Annotated in this window: 20 protein-coding genes; 3 read left to right on the forward strand and 17 right to left on the reverse strand. The window is 71.6% G+C overall.

Features of this window, described 5'->3' with window-relative positions:
* Positions 1 to 15: 15 nt before the first annotated feature.
* The 6 genes from AC6JBM_RS36005 to rimP all read right to left on the reverse strand — a co-directional run bounded on the left by AC6JBM_RS36005 (position 16) and on the right by rimP (position 6,536).
* Positions 16 to 312, reverse strand: coding sequence for a DUF503 domain-containing protein (locus AC6JBM_RS36005; protein ID WP_350620954.1), 297 nt, complete (start codon positions 310 to 312; stop codon positions 16 to 18).
* A gap of 562 nt (positions 313 to 874) precedes the next feature.
* Positions 875 to 1,297 (reverse strand): hypothetical protein, encoded by a 423-nt coding sequence (locus AC6JBM_RS36010; protein ID WP_497978408.1) that lies wholly within the window; start codon positions 1,295 to 1,297, stop codon positions 875 to 877.
* Positions 1,298 to 1,380: 83 nt separating this feature from the next.
* On the reverse strand, positions 1,381 to 4,452 hold the full coding sequence (infB, locus tag AC6JBM_RS36015) for a translation initiation factor IF-2 (protein ID WP_497986587.1): 3,072 nt from the start codon (positions 4,450 to 4,452) through the stop codon (positions 1,381 to 1,383).
* Between the two features lie 157 nt (positions 4,453 to 4,609).
* Complete coding sequence (locus AC6JBM_RS36020) at positions 4,610 to 5,053, reverse strand: YlxR family protein (RefSeq protein ID WP_350620958.1); 444 nt, start codon at positions 5,051 to 5,053, stop codon at positions 4,610 to 4,612.
* Complete coding sequence (gene nusA / locus AC6JBM_RS36025; protein ID WP_497978409.1) at positions 4,960 to 5,994, reverse strand: transcription termination factor NusA; 1,035 nt, start codon at positions 5,992 to 5,994, stop codon at positions 4,960 to 4,962. The genes AC6JBM_RS36020 and nusA overlap by 94 nt, the downstream gene beginning before the upstream one ends.
* Complete coding sequence (gene rimP, locus AC6JBM_RS36030; protein WP_497978410.1) at positions 5,991 to 6,536, reverse strand: ribosome maturation factor RimP; 546 nt, start codon at positions 6,534 to 6,536, stop codon at positions 5,991 to 5,993. Before rimP ends, nusA begins: the two co-directional genes overlap by 4 nt.
* A 208-nt stretch (positions 6,537 to 6,744) precedes the next feature.
* On the opposite strand from rimP, the gene AC6JBM_RS36035 reads away from it, so the two are divergent.
* The gene (locus AC6JBM_RS36035; protein WP_497978411.1) at positions 6,745 to 7,236 is read left to right on the forward strand and encodes a hypothetical protein; all 492 of its coding nucleotides are present in this window, start codon (positions 6,745 to 6,747) and stop codon (positions 7,234 to 7,236) included.
* Entirely contained in the window at positions 7,233 to 7,664 is a 432-nt protein-coding gene (locus AC6JBM_RS36040) for a ferritin-like domain-containing protein (protein WP_497978412.1), read from the forward strand. Before AC6JBM_RS36035 ends, AC6JBM_RS36040 begins: the two co-directional genes overlap by 4 nt.
* A 231-nt stretch (positions 7,665 to 7,895) precedes the next feature.
* Here the strand turns inward: AC6JBM_RS36040 and map are convergent, their stop codons facing one another.
* A complete protein-coding gene (gene map / locus AC6JBM_RS36045; RefSeq protein WP_497978413.1) occupies positions 7,896 to 8,753 on the reverse strand; it encodes a type I methionyl aminopeptidase in 858 nt (285 codons plus the stop codon).
* A gap of 53 nt (positions 8,754 to 8,806) precedes the next feature.
* Between map and AC6JBM_RS36050 the strand changes: the two genes are divergently transcribed.
* Positions 8,807 to 8,992, forward strand: coding sequence for a hypothetical protein (locus AC6JBM_RS36050; protein ID WP_497978414.1), 186 nt, complete (start codon positions 8,807 to 8,809; stop codon positions 8,990 to 8,992).
* Here AC6JBM_RS36050 and AC6JBM_RS36055 read toward each other — a convergent pair.
* The 10 genes from AC6JBM_RS36055 to AC6JBM_RS36100 form a co-directional block, all read right to left on the reverse strand.
* Positions 8,989 to 9,516, reverse strand: coding sequence for a Uma2 family endonuclease (locus AC6JBM_RS36055; protein WP_497978415.1), 528 nt, complete (start codon positions 9,514 to 9,516; stop codon positions 8,989 to 8,991). The genes AC6JBM_RS36050 and AC6JBM_RS36055 overlap by 4 nt on opposite strands.
* Positions 9,517 to 9,535: 19 nt before the next feature.
* Positions 9,536 to 10,255, reverse strand: coding sequence for a gamma-glutamyl-gamma-aminobutyrate hydrolase family protein (locus tag AC6JBM_RS36060; protein WP_497978416.1), 720 nt, complete (start codon positions 10,253 to 10,255; stop codon positions 9,536 to 9,538).
* A 4-nt stretch (positions 10,256 to 10,259) separates the two neighbouring features.
* The gene (locus AC6JBM_RS36065; protein WP_497978417.1) at positions 10,260 to 11,162 is read right to left on the reverse strand and encodes an LLM class flavin-dependent oxidoreductase; all 903 of its coding nucleotides are present in this window, start codon (positions 11,160 to 11,162) and stop codon (positions 10,260 to 10,262) included.
* Positions 11,163 to 11,233: 71 nt separating this feature from the next.
* On the reverse strand, positions 11,234 to 11,920 hold the full coding sequence (locus AC6JBM_RS36070; RefSeq protein WP_497978418.1) for a gamma-glutamyl-gamma-aminobutyrate hydrolase family protein: 687 nt from the start codon (positions 11,918 to 11,920) through the stop codon (positions 11,234 to 11,236).
* Positions 11,921 to 11,922: 2 nt separating this feature from the next.
* Positions 11,923 to 12,690 carry a 3-oxoacyl-ACP reductase gene (locus tag AC6JBM_RS36075; RefSeq protein WP_497978419.1) on the reverse strand — a complete coding sequence of 256 codons (768 nt, stop codon included), beginning with the start codon at positions 12,688 to 12,690 and terminating at the stop codon, positions 11,923 to 11,925.
* Complete coding sequence (locus AC6JBM_RS36080; protein ID WP_497978420.1) at positions 12,691 to 14,046, reverse strand: aldehyde dehydrogenase family protein; 1,356 nt, start codon at positions 14,044 to 14,046, stop codon at positions 12,691 to 12,693.
* Between the two features lie 225 nt (positions 14,047 to 14,271).
* On the reverse strand, positions 14,272 to 15,621 hold the full coding sequence (locus AC6JBM_RS36085; RefSeq protein WP_497978421.1) for a glutamine synthetase family protein: 1,350 nt from the start codon (positions 15,619 to 15,621) through the stop codon (positions 14,272 to 14,274).
* Between the two features lie 36 nt (positions 15,622 to 15,657).
* Complete coding sequence (locus tag AC6JBM_RS36090) at positions 15,658 to 16,395, reverse strand: FadR/GntR family transcriptional regulator (RefSeq protein ID WP_497978422.1); 738 nt, start codon at positions 16,393 to 16,395, stop codon at positions 15,658 to 15,660.
* A 91-nt stretch (positions 16,396 to 16,486) separates the two neighbouring features.
* On the reverse strand, positions 16,487 to 18,049 hold the full coding sequence (locus AC6JBM_RS36095; RefSeq protein WP_497978423.1) for an amino acid permease: 1,563 nt from the start codon (positions 18,047 to 18,049) through the stop codon (positions 16,487 to 16,489).
* Between the two features lie 12 nt (positions 18,050 to 18,061).
* Positions 18,062 to 19,069, reverse strand: a complete 1,008-nt coding sequence (locus tag AC6JBM_RS36100; RefSeq protein ID WP_497978424.1) for a choline/ethanolamine kinase family protein — start codon at positions 19,067 to 19,069, stop codon at positions 18,062 to 18,064.
* Between the last annotated feature and the right edge of the window lie 459 nt (positions 19,070 to 19,528).

Genomic DNA, 19,528 nt, shown 5'->3' on the forward strand with positions numbered 1-19,528 from the left:
GTCCGGAAGCCACGTTTACTCGTCGTCGTCACCGTGCAACCGACGGCGCACGGAGAGCAGTTCAAACTCGGGCCGCCCGGCGACGGCCCGCTCGCACGTGTCGAGCACTTCCCGCACGTGCCCCGCCTCGGCGGCCACGACGGCGATGCCGATCTCGGCCCGCCCGGTGAGATCGAGCGCGCCGACCTCGGCGACGGAGATCTCGAACTTGCGCAGGTGAGCGATCAGGGGCCGCACGTAGGAGCGCTTGGCCTTGAGCGAACGCGAGTCACCGGGCAGAAGGAGGTCGAAGACCGCGGTTCCCGTATACACGGCGCAAGATCCTAACCGCCGGAGCGGGATTTCGCGCCGGGTTAAAAGCTTCCCTGCTCGGGTCCGCGTCACCTGCGGACCGTCGCTCCCGCCAGGAATCCCGGCCTCCGTGGTGGCAAGGACTCAGCGAGCAGCGCTCTTCGCCACCTGCTCGGCCCACTCCCTTCCGCCCCGCCGAGCCATTTCTCCGCCTAGTTCGGTGCTCGCTCATTGCGGACCGGGCTCTCCGCGCCGCGACTCACCACGGCGCCCTCACACGCCACCTCCGCAGCTCACTCCAGCGCTCTCACACGCCGTGTCCGCGACTCACCACGACGCCCTCACACGCCACGTCCGCAGCTCACTCCAGCGCCTCACGCACCACCTCGGCGAGTCACCGCGGCACCTTCACGCGCCACCTCTGCGACCCACTCCAGCGCCCCCAGAGACCGCGTCCGCGAGTCAACTGCGGCGGCCGCTCACTCCGGCGCCCCCGCAGGGCCACTTCAGCCCGTCTGCGCGACTCCCGAGCCGCCGCCGCCACCACAAGCCGGACATTTCCGATATTCCGCCAAAGCGGCAATCACGCCACCAGCAGCGGGTCCTCGCCCGTAGGCGTCACCGGCGACTCGAACGGCGGCCGAGCCAAGATCGGCGGCTCCGGCTCGATCGGCAACGCGGCCGCCCCCGCCGCCGGCACGGGCCCCGGCCGCCGCGGCTGCACGGCCCCGGCGTTGCCTCCCCGCCCGCGGTAGACGTAGAGCGAATCGGGCGCCACGGCATCCAGCGCCGCCACGACCGCCGGCAACTGCCGGAACCGCTGCCAGTCGGACGCGTCGGCGAAGCCGATCTCGAAGACGACCCCGAAGTCCTCGGATCGCCAGGCCCAGTCCTGGGCCCCGTGCGTCACCGCGGCCTCGATGAGGGCCGCGCTGTGGGCGTCACGCCACTGCCGCGCCGGGAACTCCCCGTCGCGGACCTCGATCGACCACCACGACAGATCCATAATGTGACCGAGATTACTCCCCCATCCGGAGATGCCAAAGGGGGCCGCGGCGAACCGCGGCCCCCTTCAGGTCGTGCCCTCGATCAGGTGCGGGGCTTCTCGCGAAGCTCCCACGTCTCGATGACGTCGCCGACCTGGATGTCGTTGAACGTCCCGAGCGTGATACCGCACTCGAAGCCCTCGCGGACCTCGGTCGCGTCGTCCTTGAAGCGGCGCAGGCCGGCGATCGTGAGGTTGTCGTTGACCACCGCACCGTCGCGGAGCAGGCGCGCCTTGCTGTTGCGCCGGATCAGGCCGGTGCGGACGATGCAACCCGCGATGTTGCCGAAGCGCGACGAGCGGAAGACCTCGCGGATCTCCGCCGAGCCGAGCTCGACCTCCTCGTAGACCGGCTTGAGCAGGCCCTTGAGGGAGGACTCGATGTCCTCGATCGCCTGGTAGATGACGGTGTAGTACCGGATCTCCACGCCCTCGCGGTCGGCCAGGTCGCGCGTGCGGCCCTCGGCCCGCACGTTGAACCCGATGATGATCGCGTCCGAGGCGCTGGCCAGGTTGACGTCGTCCTGCGTGACCGCACCGACACCGCGGTGGATGATCCGCAGCTGGACCTCGTCCGAGACGACGATCTTGACCAGCGCGTCCTCGAGCGCCTCGACCGAGCCCGAGCCGTCACCCTTGAGGATGAGGTTGAGCGTGGTCTTCTCGCCCTGCTTGAGCTGGTCGAACAGCGTCTCGAGCGTGACCCGGCCGGTGCGTGCGGCCATCTCGGCCGCGCGGCGGCGAGCCTGCCGCTGCTCGGCGATCTGGCGCGCGGTGCGGTCGTCGTCGGCGGCGAGGAACGTGTCGCCGGCGCCGGGCACCGAGGTCAGGCCGAGCACGAGGACCGGACGGGCCGGACCCGCGTGCGGCACGGGCTTGCCGTTCTCGTCGAGCATCGCGCGGACGCGTCCGTAGGCGCGGCCGGCGACGATCGAGTCACCGACGTTGAGCGTGCCCTTCTCCACCAGGACGGTGGCGACCGGGCCACGGCCGCGGTCGAGGTGCGACTCGATCGCGATGCCCTGGGCCGGGCCGTCGATGGGCGCGCGCAGGTCGAGCGCGGCGTCGGCGGTCAGCAGGACGGCCTCGAGGAGCCCGTCGATGTTGATCCGGCTCTTCGCCGAGATGTCGACGAACATCGTCTCGCCGCCGTACTCCTCGGCGACCAGCCCGTACTGCGTGAGCTCCTGCCGCACCTTGGCCGGGTTGGCCTCGGGCTTGTCGATCTTGTTCACCGCGACCACGATCGGCACCTCGGCCGCCTGGGCGTGGTTGAGCGCCTCGATGGTCTGAGGCATCACGCCGTCGTCGGCCGCGACCACCAGGACCACGATGTCCGTGGCCTGGGCACCACGGGCACGCATGGCGGTGAACGCCTCGTGACCCGGGGTGTCGATGAAGGTGATCGCGCGGTCCTCGTCCTCGTGCTCGACGTGGACCTGGTAGGCACCGATGTGCTGGGTGATGCCGCCCGCCTCGCCCGCCGCGACGTTCGTCTGGCGGATCGCGTCGAGCAGCTTCGTCTTACCGTGGTCGACGTGGCCCATGACGGTCACGACCGGCGGCCGGACGACCAGGCGCTCCTCGTCGACGTCGGCGTCGAGGTCGATGTCGAAGCGGGCCAGCAGCTCGCGGTCCTCGTCCTCGGGGCTGACGATCTGCACGTCGAAGCCGAGGTGCTCGCCGAGCAGCTGCAGCGTCTCGTTGGTGCACGACTGGGTCGCCGTCACCATCTCGCCCAGGTTGAACATCTCCTGCACGAGCGAGCCCGGGTTCGCGTTGATCCGGTCGGCGAAGTCCGACAGCGACGCACCCTGCGGGAGACGGATCGCCTGACCCTGACCCCGCGGGGCACCCGAGCCCATGGTGGGCGCGGAGAGGTTGTCGAACTCCTGTCTGCGCTGCTTCTTCGACTTCCGGCCACGGGTCGGACGGCCGCCGGGACGCCCGAAGGCACCCGCCGCACCGCCGCCACGGCCACGACCGCCGGCGCCACCACCGGGGCGACCGGCACCGCCGGCACCCGCGGGCGCGCCGCCGCCACCGCCGGGACCGCCGCGGTAGCCACCGCCACCGCCGCCGCCCCCACCGGGACCGCCACGGAAGCCGCCACCACCGCCGCCGCCCCCACCGGGACCGCCACGGAAGCCGCCACCACCGCCGCCGCCCGGACCACCGGGACGACCGGCACCGCCGCCGCCACCGGGGCCGCCGCGGAAGCCGCCACCACCGCCGCCGGGGCGACCGGGACGGTCACCGCCGGGGCCGCCGGGGCGACCGGGCCGCTGGCTCGGCATCTGCGACGGGTTCGGCCGGGGGCCGCCCATCGAGGCCGGGTTGGGCCGCGGGGGCATGGACGAGGGGTTGGGCCGCGGGATGTTGCCGGGTGTCGGCGGGCGCGGCGAGGCGCCACCCGACACGCCGAACGGGTTGTTGCCCGGGGACCGGGCCGGCGGGCGGTTGCCCTGACCGGGACGCGGACCCTGACCGGGACGCGGGCCGCCCGGGCTCGGCGCACCGCCGCCGGACGAGCCGGGGGCGGGACCGGGACGCGGGCCGGGCGTGGGCGCGCCGGAGCCACCGCTGGGCGGCGCCGGGGTGTCCCGCCGGGTGTTCTCCCGCTGACGGGCCTGCTGGGCGGCCTTCATGGTCGCTTCCTGCTCGGCCTTCAGCGCGGCCGCACGCTGCTCGGCGGCCTGAACCTCGATGTCGTGCGCACTCGTCGGCTTGACGGCCGGCGGGGCGGGACGCGGCGGACCGGGCACGGGGCCACGGCCGCCCCCGCCTCCCGAACCGCTCGATCCGCCACCCGCGGGCGGCTGCGGCCGCTTCGGGGGCGCAAAGGGCTTTGCCGCCGGGGACGGCGTCGGACGGGGGGCCGTCGGAACTGGCGTCGACGACGGGGCCGACGCAGACGGCGCAGGAGGCGCGGAGGGCGCCGGAGCGGACCCTCCACCATTCTCGAAGCTCGCTCGCAGCCGGCGCGCCACGGGCGCCTCGACCGTGCTGGATGCGGACTTCACGTACTCGCCAAGCTCCTGCAGCTTCGCAAGTACGGTCTTGCTTTCGACCCCGAGCTCTTTCGCCAGCTCGTGTACGCGGGCCTTGCCTGCCACTACACTCCTCACCTCGAGGCCGGGCGGCAAGTCCGCTCCGACCTCACTCGTGCACTTGAAGCCTGGTCATCTCAGGGACTTCATCGTGTGCTCATGTCCGTCGTCCTACCTTGCGTGTCCGGGTGGGGCGTCGCGCTCCCACCACCGGCGGTTCCGGTCACTGCGTATGCTCCGGCTCCGTCACCGCCGCCGAGGCGACGGCTTCGGCCAGCGGACCGGTGTCCAGGACACCGGCGATGCGCAGAGCCCGCCCGAAGGCGCGCCGACGCTCCGCTAGCGCGAGGCAAGCCGGATCGGGATGCAGGTGCGCGCCCCGGCCCGGCCGTCTGCGAGCCGGATCGGGGACAGCCCTGAACTGGTCAGGGCCGATCTCGATCGCGACAAATCGCAGCAACTCGGAGGATGACGCACGCTTCCGGCATCCGATACATGTGCGAACCGGCCGCCCAGTGAGCAGGGGGTTCGCGGGCATGCCAGCCGGGGGCGTGCGACGTACCGTCAAGAAGTCTACCCTGCACTTTCGGCGCGCGCCGCGCCCGGTCCGGTGACGTGATCGACGTTGCCGTCCGCAGCGTTGTCCGGTCTGATATCGATCCGCCATCCGGTGAGCCGCGCGGCGAGCCGTGCGTTCTGGCCCTCTCTGCCGATGGCCAGGGAAAGCTGGAAGTCGGGAACGGTCACCCGGGCGGCCCGGTTGGCCGCGTCGACGACCTCCACGTTGAGCGCTTTCGCGGGAGAAAGGGCATTTCCGACGAACTGCGCAGGGTCCTCGGACCAGTCGATAATGTCGATCTTCTCACCGTGCAGCTCGCTCATGACCGCGCGGACCCGCTGGCCCATCGGGCCGATGCAGGCCCCCTTCGCGTTCACCCCCGCGACCGTCGAGCGGACCGCGATCTTGGTGCGGTGACCCGCCTCCCGGGCGATGGCGGCGATCTCGACGGTACCGTCGGCGATCTCCGGCACCTCCAGCGCGAACAGGCGCTTCACGAGGTTCGGGTGAGATCGCGACAGGGTCACCTGGGGACCGCGGAAGCCCTTGGCCACGTGCACCACGATGGCCTTGATCCGCTGCCCGTGCTCGTAGCGCTCCCCCGGCACCTGCTCGGCGGCCGGCAGCATCCCCTCGATCTTGCCGAGGTCGATGGTGACGATGCCCTTCTCGGCCCGCGCCTCGTGCGCCTGGATCACGCCGGTGATCAGGTCGCCGTCGCGCCCGACGTACTCGCCGAAGTGCGCCTCGTCCGTGGCCTCGCGCAGCCGCTGCAGGATCACCTGCTTCGCGGTCATCGCCGCGATGCGCCCGAAGTCGTGGGGGGTGTCGTCGTACTCGCGCACGATCGTCCCGTCCTCGTCGAGGTCCTGCGCGAGCACGGAGGCCGCGCCGCTGCGCCGGTCGATCTCGACCCGGGCGTGCGGGTTGGCCCCGTCGGTGTGCCGGTAGGCGGTCAGCAGCGCCGTCTCGATCGCCGCGAGGATGGTCTCGAACGGGATCTCGCGCTCGCGCTCCAGTGCGCGGAGGGCCGCAAGGTCGATGTTCACGCCCCGTCCTCCCCTTCCTCATCGTCGTCGTCTTCGTCTTCGTCGATCTCTTCGTCCTCGGGGTCCGGCAGCTCCGCGAGCCGCTTGAGCTCCACCTGGACGCGGCCGGGGCCGAGGTCCGAATACGGATGCGTGCTCTTCGCCCCGTCGACGTCGAGGGTCACCCCGTCGTCGTCGGCGGCCAATACGCGGCCGGTCACCTCACGCCCGGCGATCTTCACCTTCACCAGCCGGCTGCGGTTGCGCCGCCAGTGCCGGGGCAGGCTCAGCGGCCGCTCGACACCGGGCGAGCCGACCTCCAGCTCGTACTCCCCCGCGATCAGCTCGTCGCCCTCGGCCTCGGCCTTGTCCAGCGCCGTGGAGATGCCCCGGGAGAGCTCGGCGACCGCGTCGAGGTCGACGCCGTTGTCACTGTCGACCGCGATGCGCACCAGGTGCCGTCGCCCGACCCGGGTGACGGTGAGGTCCTCGAGGTCGAAACCACCGGCCGTGACGACCGGTTCGACCACGTCCAGGAGACGCTGTCGATGCTGCTGCGCCATAGATCGACACCCCTCCTGTCGGCGCCCGCACGGGCGCACGGCTCATCGCCGCCTGCGCCGAAACGCGCGGGCGGCTCGTGCAGAGCGTAACGCGACGTGACTCGGGACGTCCCGGCGGCGCTCCGAACGCCACCCGCCAGCGGCACCCACCAGCACCTTCAGAGGGCGGGTACACGGCGAGGGGCGCTGATGGTGTTCACTAATGCGCGTGCATCTCCGCCGACGCGCCCTGCTCGCCGCCGCCGCGGCGGCCACGACCGCGTCGCTGACGGGCTGCGATCTCGGCGGCGATCCGAAGGACCCGCCGTTCGACCCGACGGGCGACGCGCTCATGCCGCTGCTGACGCGCACGGTCGCGCTCCGCGACCGCTACGGCGAGGCGCTGAGCGCCTTCCCGGCGTTGCAGGACCGGCTCGGCCCGCTCAAGGACGACCACGAGCAGCACATCGTCGCGCTCGCCCGGGAGATCGGCCTGCCGGAGCGGGGCCCGTTCCCGGCGGCGAGCGGTTCGGCGGCCGCGGCCCCCTCGGCCGGCCCGCTGCCGGGCGACCAGGCGGCGGTCCTGGCCGACCTCGCGAAGCTGGAGAAGGACGGCCGCCAGGACGCGGAGGCGGCGTGCCTGGCCGCGCCCTCCTACCGGGCGGCCCTGCTGGGCTCGATCGCCGCCTGCCGGGCGGGCCACGGGGAGGTGCTGGCATGACGGCGGCGGATGAGCGGCTCGTCGCCGTGCTGCAGGCCGAGCACGCGGCCATCTACGGGTACGGCGTGCTGGGCCCCAAGCTCGACGCGAACACGATCGCCCTCGCCCGCGCCGCCGACAACGCCCACCGCACGCGCCGCGACGCGCTGCTGGTGCGGCTCACCAGCAGCGGGGTGACCCCGCCGCCGACCGCACCCTCCTATCAGCTGCCGTTCGCGGTGACCGACCGCGCGACGGCGCTCAAGCTCGCCGTCCAGCTGGAGGAGCGCACCGCGGCCCAGTGGCGCCTGGCCCTGCCGGCCACCGACGGCGACGTGCGCAAGATCGTCCTCGACGCGCTGATCGACTGCACGACGCGCGCGGTCGGGTTCCGCAAGGCGGGCAGCCTGACCCCGCTGGTGGCCGCATTCCCGGGCAAAACCGACTGAGTCGCCGATACTCCCGAACTTGTGCCACAGCAAGGCCGCGTCCCTCCACCGCGCTGTCCGCTCCGCGACGATTGATGCATCACGCCACGAGCGTCTAGACGAGAGGAGGGCCAGACATGCGCCGCACCGCGTGGGCCGGTCCGACGATGCAGCCGCGTCGTTAAACGAGTACGCCGTCTCGTGAGCCTGTCGTCTCGGGGCATCACCGGCCCCGAGACGGCCTAGGCCGCATTACGGCAGCGTCAGAATTTCGTAGCCGTCCTCGGTGACGACGATCGTGTGCTCGAACTGGGCCGTCCACTTACGGTCCTTCGTGACGACCGTCCAGCCGTCCTTCCAGATGTCGTACTCGTGGGTCCCCAGCGTGATCATGGGCTCGATGGTGAACGTCATGCCGGGCTCCATGATCGTGGTGAGCCGCGGGTTGTCGTAGTGGGGCACGTAGAGCCCGGTGTGGAAGACCTCGTTGATGCCGTGCCCGGTGAAGTCGCGCACGACGCCGTAGTGGAAGCGCTTGGCGTACGCCTCGATCACCCGGCCGATCGCGTTGAGCGGGCGCCCGGGCGCCACGGCGCGGATGCCGCGCATCATCGCCTCGCGTGTGCGCTCGACCAGCAGCCGCGCCTCCTCGTCGACGTCGCCGACGCAGAAGGTCTGGTTGGTGTCGCCGTGCACGCCGCCGATGAACGCGGTCACGTCGACGTTGAGGATGTCGCCGTCCTCGATCACCGTCGAGTCGGGGATGCCGTGGCAGATGACCTCGTTCAGCGAGGTGCAGCACGACTTCGGGAAGCTCTTGTACCCCAGCGTCGAGGGGTAGGCGCCGTTGTCGCACAGGAACTCGTGCACGACCCGGTCGACCTCGTCCGTGGTGACGCCCGGCTGCGCGTGCTTCCCGGCGAGCTCGGTCGCCTGCGCGGCCAGCCTGGACGCGACCCGCATCCGCTCGATGATCTCGGGCGTCTGCACGTCGGAGCCGCGGTGCTTGGCGGGCGCCCGCTTGCCGACGTATTCGGGCCGCGCGATGCCGGCGGGGACCTGACGCCACGGAGTCTGCGTGCCGGGGGCGAGCGGAGCGCGAACCTTCATGGCCAGAAGCCTAACGCGCATCAACTCGGGCCTGTCCGGGTAACCACCCAGGCATGATCGATGACGAACGCATCCGCGAACGGGCCGATCTGCTGCCGGAGGAATTGGCGGCGGGCAGCGACGACCCGAAGGCCCAGGCCGAGGCCGTGCTCAAGGACTCCGACGACCGCGAGTCCTACCGCGAGACGGCTCCCGACCTGCGCATCGAGCACCGCACCTCGGACGAGGCCGCCTCCTAGCCCTCCGCGAGCAACTCCTCGATCGGCACGACGCGGGTCTGCACGTAGCGACCGCCCTCGAGCCGGTGCATGTAGACGACGTAGCCGTCCGCCTCCGGCTCGACGCGCCAGTACTCGGGGACGCCCGCCTGCGCGTAGACCTTCGGCTTGATGATGCGGTCCTCGTCCCGTGTCGTCCGCGACACGATCTCGACGAAGAGGTCGAAATAGTGCGGCGGCACCAGGCCTTCGCCGGGCGGCTCGGTCTCCGGCCGAAGCCGCAGCACATCGGGGTTGCGGTAGTTGTGACTGTCGAATATGACGCTGAGCTCCTGCACCGACTCACGACCCTGCGCCTTGAAGTGCTCCATCAGGCGCCGGGCGAGTCTCTGATGGTTGAAGCCCGGCGACGGCGACACTCGAAGCGCTCCCTCGTGCAGCTCGTAGCGGTAACCCTCGATGTGGTCGATGTCCCAGATGGCCTCGTGGACCGTCATGCCTTCCACACGGGACTCGTCTTTGTCGAGCACGGCGACCTTCCTCATGAGCCGAGGGTAACAGGGATTATGGCCTTGTGGCCACTTGGTCTCGACGGACCCCGGCGGCTGCGACGAAGGCCTCGAACAGGCGGAAGTCCGTGGTGTCCTCCGGGTGCCACTGCACCCCGACCGCGAACGTCTTCGACGGGTCCTCGACCACCTCGATGAGGTCGTCCTCGGGGCACCAGCCGGTCGGCACGAGCCGCCCCGGGTCGGCGCAGCCCTGATGGTGGAACGAGTTGACGATGACCGCCTCGCCGAGGATCGCCGCCGCCCGCGAGCCGCCCGCCAGCCGGACCGGGTGCTCGCCGAACTTCGGGCCGCTCACGGGCCGGTGGTTGTGGTGGCCGAGCACGTCGGGCAGGTGCTGGTGGAGCCGCCCGCCGTAGGCGACGCACATGAGCTGCATGCCGCGGCAGATGCCGAACAGCGGCAGGTCGGCCTCGAGCGCGGCCCGCATCAGCAGCAGCTCGGCGGCGTCCCGCTCGGGCTTGACCTTGGTGGTGGCGTGCGGGGCCTCGCCGTAGAGGTCCGGGTTCACGTCCGAGCCGCCGGTGAACATGATGCCGTGCAGCCCGTCGAGCACGTCGGCGTCCGGGTCGTCGGGGGTGACCAGGACCGCCCGGCCGCCCGAGGCGTGCACCGCGTGCACGTACGAGAGCGGCAGGACCGCGGAGAAGGTGTCGTTGAGGCCGAAGCGGGTTTCCTCGGCGTACGTGGTCAGGCCGATGACCGGTCGCGACATGCCCTCAACTTAGCCCCCGCGGGTTGAGGTTGTGCAGGATGTCCAGGGCCCGCTCCTCGGCCGCGTCCGGGTCGACGTCCGGCCCCGCGATCGCGGGGTCGAAGTTGAGGTCGTAGAAGACCTCGGTGACCCCCTGCGTGCCCAGCCAGGCGACGTCCTCGCGGATCTTCTCCCACGAGCCGTCGAGCAGCTCGCTCCCGGGCCGGAACAGCACGCCGCGGCACACGATGCGCAGCGCGTCCGGATCGCGCCCGGCCGCCTCCGCGCCCGCGCGCACCAGTTCGACGTCCCGGCCGATCCGCGTGAGGTCGTGCGCGGAGCGCGACACCCACCCGTCGGCGATCTCCCCGGCCCGGCGCAGCGCCGCCGGCACGGACCCGCCGAGCAGGATCGGCACGCCGCCCTCCTGCGCCGGCTTGGGCGCCATACGCCCGGCCGGGAGCGTGTACAGCTCCCCGTCGAACGCGCTGACCTCGTCGCGCCACAGCGTGCGCAGGACCGCCACGAACTCCCGCGTCCGCGCGGCCCGCCGCTGCCCGCTCGCCCCGGTGGCGACGAACTCGGCCTCCGACCACCCGGTCCCGAGCCCCAGGTCGACCCGCCCGCCGCTGAGCACGTCGAGGGTGCCGACCTGCTTGGCGAGGTGGACCGGGCTGACGAACGGCAGATTGACGACCGCCACCCCGAGCCTGATCCGCTCGGTGCGCGCCGCGGCGAACGCGAGCGCGACCAGCGGGTCCAGCACGCTTTCATAGACGGGGTCGACGTCCTGCTCGGCGCCGACGAAGAGCCGCTGGAAGGACCAGAGGGAGTCGTACTCCCGATGCTCCGCCGCCTCCGCGATGCGCGCCAACCGCTCCGGTGTGGCCCACGTGCCCGACACCGGCAGCCCAAACCCGATTCGCATACCCCTCACCTACCCAGAACACGCGGCCCTGACCCGCCCGGGAGCGGGTCGGGGCCGCGTCCAAGCGCGGGTCAGACCGCGGCGACCAGCGCGGCGAAGGGCCGCATGTCGCCGGCCTCCTCCGGATGCCACTGCACCCCGAGCACGAAGCGCCCGGCCGGGTCCTCGATCGCCTCGATCACGCCGTCGTCGGCCCACCCGGTCACCGTGAGCGCGCCCGGGGAGTCGACGGCCTGGTGGTGGTACGAGTTGACCTCACCGGCGTCCCCGAACACCCGCGCCGCGCACGAGCCCGGCGCGAAGCGGGCCGGGTGCGCGCCGTAGACCCCGGGAGCCGGCTGATGCCGCGAGTTGCCGAGCAGGTCGGGCAGGTGCTGGTGCAGCGACCCGCCGTAGGCGACGGCCAGCAGCTCCATCCCCCGGCAGACACCCAGCACGGGCAGATCGGCCTCGAGCGCCGCCGTCAGCACGGCCAGCTCGCCCGCGTCGCGGTCCGGGCGCGTGCGCGTCGTGGGGTGCGGCGAGGCGCCGTAGTGCGCGGGCTCGATGTCCGCGCCGCCGGCCAGCACCAGGGCGTCGAGGCGGCCGATGAGCTCCTTGGCGTCGTCGGCGTCGTCCGGCGGGAGCACGACCGCGCGCGCCCCCGCCTGCCGCACCATCCGCACGTACGCCTCGGGCACCAGCACGGCCCGGGTGTCCCAGACACCCCACCGCGCGACCTCGGCGTACGCGGTGATGCCGATGAGCGGTCGTGACATCGCTACAGCGGCGTGACGTAGGCGCCGGTGATGCCGCCGTCGACCAGGAACGTCGACGCGGTGATGAACGAGGCGTCGTCGCTGGCCAGGAAGGCCACGGCGCCCGCGATCTCCTCGGGCGTGCCGAACCGGCCCATCGGCACGTGCACGAGGCGCCGCTGCGCGCGCTCCGGGTCCTTCGCGAAGAGCTCCATGAGCAGCGGCGTCGCGATCGGGCCGGGGCAGAGCGCGTTGACGCGGATCCCCTGGCGCGCGAACTGCACGCCGAGCTCGCGGGTCATCGACAGCACGGCGCCCTTCGAGGCGGTGTAGGCGATCTGCGACGTCGCCGCGCCGAGCAGGGCCACGAAGCTGGCCGTGTTGATGATCGAGCCCTTGCCCTGGGCCAGCATGTGCGGGATCGCGTACTTGCAGCAGAAGTACACGCTGGTGGTGTTCACCTTCAGCACGCGCTCCCACGCCTCGATGCCGGTGTCGAGGATGGAGTCGTCGTCGGGCGGCGAGATGCCGGCGTTGTTGAAGGCGATGTCCAGCCGCCCGTGGCGCTCGACGACACCGTCGAAGAGGGCCTTGACCGCGGCCTCGTCGGCGACGTCGACGGCCACGAACTCGCCGCCGACCTCCTCCGCGGCCGCCTGGCCGGCGTCGGCGTTCAGGTCGACCGCGATCACCTTCGCGCCCTCGGACGCGAACCGGCGCGCGGTCGCCAGGCCGATGCCGCTGCCGGCACCGGTGATGACCGCGACGCGGTCCTGCAGACGTGGCTGCACCTATACCTCCGTGCTGAAGAAGACGTTCTTGACTTCACAGAACGCGGCGACCGCGTCCGGGCCGAGCTCGCGGCCGAGGCCGCTCTGCTTGACCCCGCCGAACGGGGTCCAGTAGCGCACCGACGAGTGCGAGTTGACGCTGAGGGCGCCGGTCTCCACGCCACGGGCGACGCGGATGCCGCGGCCGAGGTCGCGGGTCCAGATCGAGCCGGACAGGCCGTACTCGGTGTCGTTGGCCAGCCGGACCGCCTCGTCCTCGTCCTCGAAGCGCAGCACGGACAGCACGGGGCCGAAGATCTCCTCGCGCCAGTGCCGGTCCTGGCTGGACTCGGCGGTGAGGACGGTCGGCGCCATCCAGTAGCCGGGGCCGTCCGGGGCGCTGCCACGGAAGGCGACGGCGGCGTCGTCCACATAGGAGCGCACGCTCGCCAGCTGCCCGGCGGAGATGAGCGGGCCCATCTGCGCCGACTCCAGGGCCGGGTCCTCGCAGCGGAAGGCCCGCACGGACTCCTCGAGCCGGGCCATGAACTCGTCGTACACGCTCGCCTGCACCAGCAGCCGCGACCGCGCGCAGCAGTCCTGGCCGGCGTTGTCGAACACGGAGCCGGGCGCGGACGCGGCGGCCTTGTCCAGGTCGGCGTCGGCGAACACGATGTTGGCGCTCTTGCCGCCCAGCTCCAGCGTCACCCGCTTCACCTGCTCGGCGCAGCCGGCCATGATGCGCTTGCCGACCTCGGTGGACCCGGTGAAGCACACCTTGCGCACGAGCGGATGGGTGACGAAGCGCTGACCCACGATGGAGCCCTTGCCCGGCAGTACCGTGAAGACTCCCTCGGGCAGGCCCGCCTCCAGGGCCAGCTCGCCCAGGCGGATCGCGGTGAGCGGGGTGAGCTCGGCGGGCTTGAGCACCACGGTGTTGCCGGCGGCCAGCGCGGGCGCGAAGCCCCAGCCGGCGATCGGCATCGGGAAGTTCCAGGGCACGATGACGCCGACGACGCCCAGCGGCTCGTAGAAGGTGACGTCCAGCCCGCCCGCGACCGGGATCTGGCGGCCGCTGAGCCGCTCGGGCGCGCCCGCGTAGTAGTCGAGGACGTCGCGGACGTTGCCGGCCTCCCAGCGGGCGTTGCCGATGGTGTGCCCGGCGTTGCGGACCTCGAGCTGCGCGAGCTCCTCGTTGTGCGCGTCGACCACGGCGGCGAAGCGGCGCAGCAGCCGCGCCCGGTCGCCCGGCGAGACCGCGCGCCACCCGGCGAAGGCCGCGTGGGCGCGCTCGATCGCGGCGTCGGTCTCCGCCTCGCTCAGCGACGGGACCGTCGCCACGACCTGCTCGTCGACCGGCGAGATGACGTCGTGCATGCCAACCTCTCAGAAAAGCAAAATTCCGCAGTTGTACCCCATGTGCCCCGACCGGCCGCGAAAGCACCCGCGACCGGAGGTCGTCCGCACGGCCCCGCGCCTCCTCAGAGCCTTCCGCGCGGCCCCGCGCCTCCTCAAGCGGCCCCAGCGCCTCCTCAGAGCCTTCCGCGCGGCCCAGCGGCCCCTCGGAGGCCTCCGCACGGGCCCGGCGCCCGCGCGGTGGCCCTACAGGCGCTCGAAGCCCCGCATGAGCTCCCAGTCCGTGACCGCCGCGTCAAACGCTGCCAGCTCGATGCGCGCCATGTTGGCGTAATGCGCGACGACGTCGTCGCCGAACGCCTCCCGCGCGAGCTCGCTGCCCTCCCACAGGTGCAGGGCCTCCCGCAGCGTGGCCGGGACGCGCGGCGCGTCCGCGTCCTCGTAGGCGTTGCCGGTGTAGACGTCCTCGAGCTCGAGGGAGTTGCGGATCCCGTGCAGCGCGCCCGCGCACAGGGCGGCGATGGCGAGGTACGGGTTCACGTCGGCGCCCGGCACCCGGTTCTCCACGCGCATCGACGCGCCGTGCCCGACGAGGCGCAGCGCGCACGTGCGGTTGTCCAGGCCCCAGCGCACCGCGGTCGGCGCGAACGAGCCGGCCTGGAAGCGCTTGTACGAGTTGATGTTCGGCGCGTAGAAGAGCGTGAACTCGCGCAGCGTCGCGAGGATGCCCGCCATGGCGCTCGCGAACATGGGCGACACCCCGTGCTCGCCGTCGCCCGCGACCGCGGAGCGCCCGTCGGCCGAGCGCAGCGAGAAGTGGATGTGGCAGGAGTTGCCCTCCCGCGCGTTCGGCTTGGCCATGAACGTGATGGAGACGCCCTCCTGCGCGGCGATCTCCTTGGCGCCGTTCTTGTACAGCACGTGCCCGTCGGCATTGGGCAGCGCGGCGTCGTAGCGGAACGCGATCTCGAGCTGGCCGAGGTTGCATTCGCCCTTCGCGCTCTCCGGGGTCAGCCCGGCGCCGGCCATCTCGTTGCGGATGCGGCGCAGCAGCGGCTCCACGCGCGCGGTCTGCAGCAGCGAGTAGTCGGAGTTGAACAGGGTCACCGGCGTCAGCTCGCGGTACGACCGCCGGAATGCGTCCTCATAGGACTCCCGGAACGCGATGAACTCCAGCTCCGTGCCGGTCCAGGCGGAGTATCCGGCCTCGCGCAGCGCGCCGAGCTGGGCCTGCAGCACCTGGCGCGGCGACGCGGTGACCGGGCCGCCGTCCAGCAGCTTGAGGTCGGCGAGCACGAGCACGGTGCCGGGGTGCCACGGGATGCGCCGCATCGTGGTGAAGTCCGGGATCATCGCGAAGTCGCCGTAGCCGCCGGCCCACGAGGACATCGCGTAGCCGTCGACCGTGTTCATGTCGACGTCGACGGCGAGCAGGTAGTTGCAGCCCTCGGTGCCGTGCGCGACGACGTCGTCCAGGAAGTGCCCGGCGTGGAAGCGCTTGCCCTGCAGCCGCCCCTGCATGTCCGTGATGGCCACGATGACGGTGTCGATCTCGCCATCGGTCACGGCGACGCGCAGCTGCTCGACGGTCAACATCGGCTTCCCCTAAAGGTCTAGAAATAAACCATAAACTCAACCCAGCAGCCCGCGCAACAACGCCGCGGTGGCGTCGCAGTGCTCTTCCATCTCGCCGCGGGCCACCGCCGGGTCGCCCGCCAGGATCGCCTCGACCACCCGCTCGTGCTGGGCGTCGGAGTGGTCGAGGTTGCGCCGCAGCACCGGGATCGCGGCCAGCAGCCGGTCCAGGCGCAGCTGCACGTCCGCGATCGACGCCGCCACCGAGGTCGAGCCGCTGGCCGCCGCGATCGCCAGGTGCAGCCGCGAGTCGTTGACCCGCCGGGTGAGCGGGTCCCGCGTCCGCGCGGCGGCCAGACACGCCACCAGGTGCGCGCGGTCGGGCGCGGACAGCGCCCGGGTGGCGGCCAGCGCGGCCGCGCCCGGCTCCAGCACCCGGCGGAAGTCCAGCGCGTCGTGCAGCGCGTCGCCCATCTCCCGGGCCAGCGCCGCGGCGTCCTGCACCTGGCCGGTGTCGCCGGGATCGCCGGTGGCCCGGACCACGAACGTGCCGCCGGAGCGGCCCCGGCGCGACTCGAGGAACCCCGCCTCGCGCAGCGCCGCGATCGCCTCCCGCAGCGTGACCCGGCTGACCTGGAGCCGCTCGGCGAGCTCCCGCTCGGGCGGGAGCCGCTCGCCGACCGGCACGAGGCCGAGCCGGATCGCCTGGGCCAGCCGGGCGACGGTGATCTCGAACGCGTTGCCGCCCCGCACCGGGCGCCACATCGGCACTCCCGACAGCGGCTCCGTCGCCACGCCACCGCGTCCGCCTTGGGACGGCATCCGACCTCCCCGACTAGGTCTCCGGGCCGGCCATCGCGGCGACCGGCCCGGAGACCATCATCCCCTACTCCTGCGCGGCGGCCGTGTCCTCGGCCAAGGCCTGATCGATGGTCCGGATCGGGCCGTGGAACCAGGTGCGAGCCGAGAGCACCCACCACAGTGCCGCCCCGCCGATCACGATGATCATCGCGATCGGGGCATAGTTGACCGCGGTCCAGGTGAAGCCCTCGTGGCCCGGGATCGCGGTCGGCGTGAACGGCATGATGAAGTAGATCGACACGATCACGATCTCCACCACCGCGATCCAGCCGAGCACCTTGTACTTGCTGCCCAGCGTCCACGGCCCGGGGACGAACTTGTCGCCCATCCGCAGCCGCAGGTAGATCGGGATGAGGAACGCGACGTAGAGGCCGATGACGGCGACGGAGACGACGGCGTAGAACGCGGTCGGCGCGCCGGTCGGGCTCTTGTAGAGCGCGGGCAGCGTCAGCACGAGGCCGGCGACGGCCGCGCCAATGATGGCGTTGACCGGCGTGCCGTTGCGGTCCACTTTGGACCACAGCCGCCAGCCCGGCACGGCGCGGTCACGGCTGAACGCGTACGTCATCCGGGACATGCTCGTCACGCAGCTCATGCCGCAGAAGAACTGCCCGATGGTGGAGATGAGGATGACGGCCTTGAAGAAGCCGGGGGTCAGCGCGGTCTCGAAGATGGCGCCGGAGAACCCGGCCGCCGCCGTGATCTCGTCCACGTGGGTCGCGGCGAAGAGGAACGACAGCAGCAGGATCCAGCCGCCGATCGCCGAGTAGAAGATGGACTGCCACAGCCCGCGCGCGGCCGCCTTGGACGCGCCCTTCGTCTCCTCCGACACGTGGGCACAAGCATCAAAACCCGTGATCGTGTACTGCGTGAGCAGGAACCCGAACGGCAGCACCAGGAACCAGTAGGTGGCGTCGGAGTACCCGGAGTTGTTGAAGCGCTCGGTGAACACGAACGACAGGCTCTGGTGCTTCTCGGGCACGAAGACGAGGATCAGCACGATCACGGCCGAGCCCGCGACGTGCCACCAGACCGAGACGTTCTGCAGCACGTCGATGATGTTGTGACCCCAGATGTTGATGGCCACGTGCGCGGCCAGGATCACGACGAACAGCAGGAACGTCAGGTTGAGGTTGGCGCTGTCCCAGCTGGTGTACGCGTCCAGCACCAGGCTCAGGAACGTGGCGCAGCCGTAGTCGACCGACGCGGTGACCGCGACGAGCCCGACCAGGTTGAGCCAGCCGGTGAACCAGCCGTGCACGGGCTTGCCCATCCGGGCCGCCCACCAGTAGATGCCGCCGGCCGTCGGGTACGCCGAGACCAGCTCCGACATGCAGAAGCCGATGATGAGGATGAAGATCGAGATCAGCGGCCAGCCCCACGAGATGGCGATCGGGCCGCCGTTCATCCAGGCCTGGCCGAACGTGGTGAAACAGCCCGCGAGGATGGAGATGATGGAGAACGAGATGGCAAAGTTGGAGAACCCGCTCCACTTGCGCTTGAGCTCCTGCTTGTAACCCAGTTCGGCGAGCCGCTTCTCGTCGTCGTCTTCGATCGGTAGGCCGGCCTGGGTCGGCGATGCCGACATGGCACCTCCTTGTTAGGGGTTGGGGGTGATGGGATTCCTTCCGGTCACCGTGCCCAGCAGGCGGCCGAACTCGGGGTCGTCGAGCGCGCGCAGCGCCTGCCCCCACTTGTCGGCCGCCTCCGCCGCGTAGTCGAAGCCCACCGTCTCCTCACCGCGGGCGGCGGCGTTTCCGTCGGCCCAGGAGGCCGCGTCATCGTCGGCCGGGGAGGCCGCGAGGAGTCCATGGTGGACGGTGAACCACAGGGCCCAGGTCACGTTGGACGCGATGTGGAACAGCCGGACCCGGGCCAGCAGCGCCGGGCTCAGCTCGGCACCGAAGTAGGCTTCGGCCAGCAGGCCGGTCAGGTCCGGGTCGTAGTCCGCCTCGGCGGCGATGTCGCCGAGCTCGAACGCCGGGTCGTTGTTGCCGGAGAGCTGATAGTCGATGATCCGCACGCCGCTGGACGTCGCGATGAAGTTCTCCGCGAGCAGATCGTTGTGGCACGGTACCGTCGCGCAAGGCCGCTGCCGCAGCGCTTCCCGCAGCAAGTCCACTGTGGATGCCCGGTCCAGGTATCCCTCGGGCAGCGGCAGATCGTTGCGCCGGCAGATCTCGAGCAGCTCCTGCCGCTTCTCGAAGATGTCGAAGTCGTTGCCGAACCGCGGCCCGGCGTGCAGCTTCCGGCAGGCCTGGGCCAGCGCCGGGATGACCTCGGGCCGGCGCACCTCGGCCGCCCCGAGCGTGCGCCCGGGCAGGAACTCGAGCACGATCGCGGGGACGTCGGGCATCGTGGCGTAGACCTGCGCACCGACCGACGCGGCGGCCGTCTCGGTGTTGGCGATCTCCCGCGCGGGGGCGATGCCCAGGCCCGCGTCCGAGACCCTCGGCTCCAGCACCCGCAGGACGTAGGGCACCCGGTCCACGTCGATGCGGTACACGTGATGGGAGAGCCCGCCCGCGAGCCGCTGCCACTCGACCGCGCGGCCCATCCACGACGGGACCCGCTCCAGCAGGTCCGCGATCGACGGCACCGCACTCATGGGCATCCGGCTCCTTCGCCGCGATCCGCCGGCCAAATTCGGGCGAAGCCAGGCCTTTAACCCGGCCGCGCCGTAGTGACCCACGTCATGGTAAGGCGAGTTAACGCCCCCTTCAGCCGCTCGTCAAGAGCACTCCTCACGTTTACAACCCGGAAACAGTAGGCACACGTTCAGACCATTTTCTCTGCGGCTTCGCCGCGGCGGGGGGTTCCCACCCCGCGCCCCCATGGCCGCTTCGCGGCCACCGGCTGCGCTTCGCTGCCGGAGCACCGGCGTCCTCGGGTTCGGGTGAGTGCTTGGTTCCGGGGCTGGACGCGGCGTTCGTCTCGGTGTTCGCGCGTCAGGTTCGCCGCACACCGCCACTCGCCTCGGCGGCGCCTACGCATCCGCGCGCGCCGATCTCGGCCCTTGCTTTGCGCGGAGCCCTTGCTCGGTGGTGCTGTGCGTGAAGCCCGCGCC

It is taken from the genome of Dactylosporangium thailandense (genome assembly GCF_059739745.1).

Excerpts from the sequence above, each read along its gene's own strand:
- AC6JBM_RS36070 (WP_497978418.1), bottom strand. The coding sequence starts at position 11,920 with ATGTCACGACCGCTCATCGGCATCACCGCGTACGCCGAGGTCGCGCGG.
- AC6JBM_RS36060 (WP_497978416.1), bottom strand. The coding sequence starts at position 10,255 with ATGTCGCGACCGGTCATCGGCCTGACCACGTACGCCGAGGAAACCCGC.
- AC6JBM_RS36095 (WP_497978423.1), bottom strand. The coding sequence starts at position 18,049 with ATGTCGGCATCGCCGACCCAGGCCGGCCTACCGATCGAAGACGACGAC.
- AC6JBM_RS36100 (WP_497978424.1), bottom strand. The coding sequence starts at position 19,069 with ATGAGTGCGGTGCCGTCGATCGCGGACCTGCTGGAGCGGGTCCCGTCG.
- AC6JBM_RS36040 (WP_497978412.1), top strand. The coding sequence starts at position 7,233 with ATGACGGCGGCGGATGAGCGGCTCGTCGCCGTGCTGCAGGCCGAGCAC.
- AC6JBM_RS36065 (WP_497978417.1), bottom strand. The coding sequence starts at position 11,162 with ATGCGAATCGGGTTTGGGCTGCCGGTGTCGGGCACGTGGGCCACACCG.
- AC6JBM_RS36020 (WP_350620958.1), bottom strand. The coding sequence starts at position 5,053 with ATGGCGGATCGATATCAGACCGGACAACGCTGCGGACGGCAACGTCGA.
- AC6JBM_RS36080 (WP_497978420.1), bottom strand. The coding sequence starts at position 14,046 with ATGCACGACGTCATCTCGCCGGTCGACGAGCAGGTCGTGGCGACGGTC.
- AC6JBM_RS36085 (WP_497978421.1), bottom strand. The coding sequence starts at position 15,621 with ATGTTGACCGTCGAGCAGCTGCGCGTCGCCGTGACCGATGGCGAGATC.
- rimP (WP_497978410.1), bottom strand. The coding sequence starts at position 6,536 with ATGGCGCAGCAGCATCGACAGCGTCTCCTGGACGTGGTCGAACCGGTC.
- AC6JBM_RS36050 (WP_497978414.1), top strand. The coding sequence starts at position 8,807 with ATGATCGATGACGAACGCATCCGCGAACGGGCCGATCTGCTGCCGGAG.
- map (WP_497978413.1), bottom strand. The coding sequence starts at position 8,753 with ATGAAGGTTCGCGCTCCGCTCGCCCCCGGCACGCAGACTCCGTGGCGT.
- AC6JBM_RS36010 (WP_497978408.1), bottom strand. The coding sequence starts at position 1,297 with ATGGATCTGTCGTGGTGGTCGATCGAGGTCCGCGACGGGGAGTTCCCG.
- AC6JBM_RS36055 (WP_497978415.1), bottom strand. The coding sequence starts at position 9,516 with ATGAGGAAGGTCGCCGTGCTCGACAAAGACGAGTCCCGTGTGGAAGGC.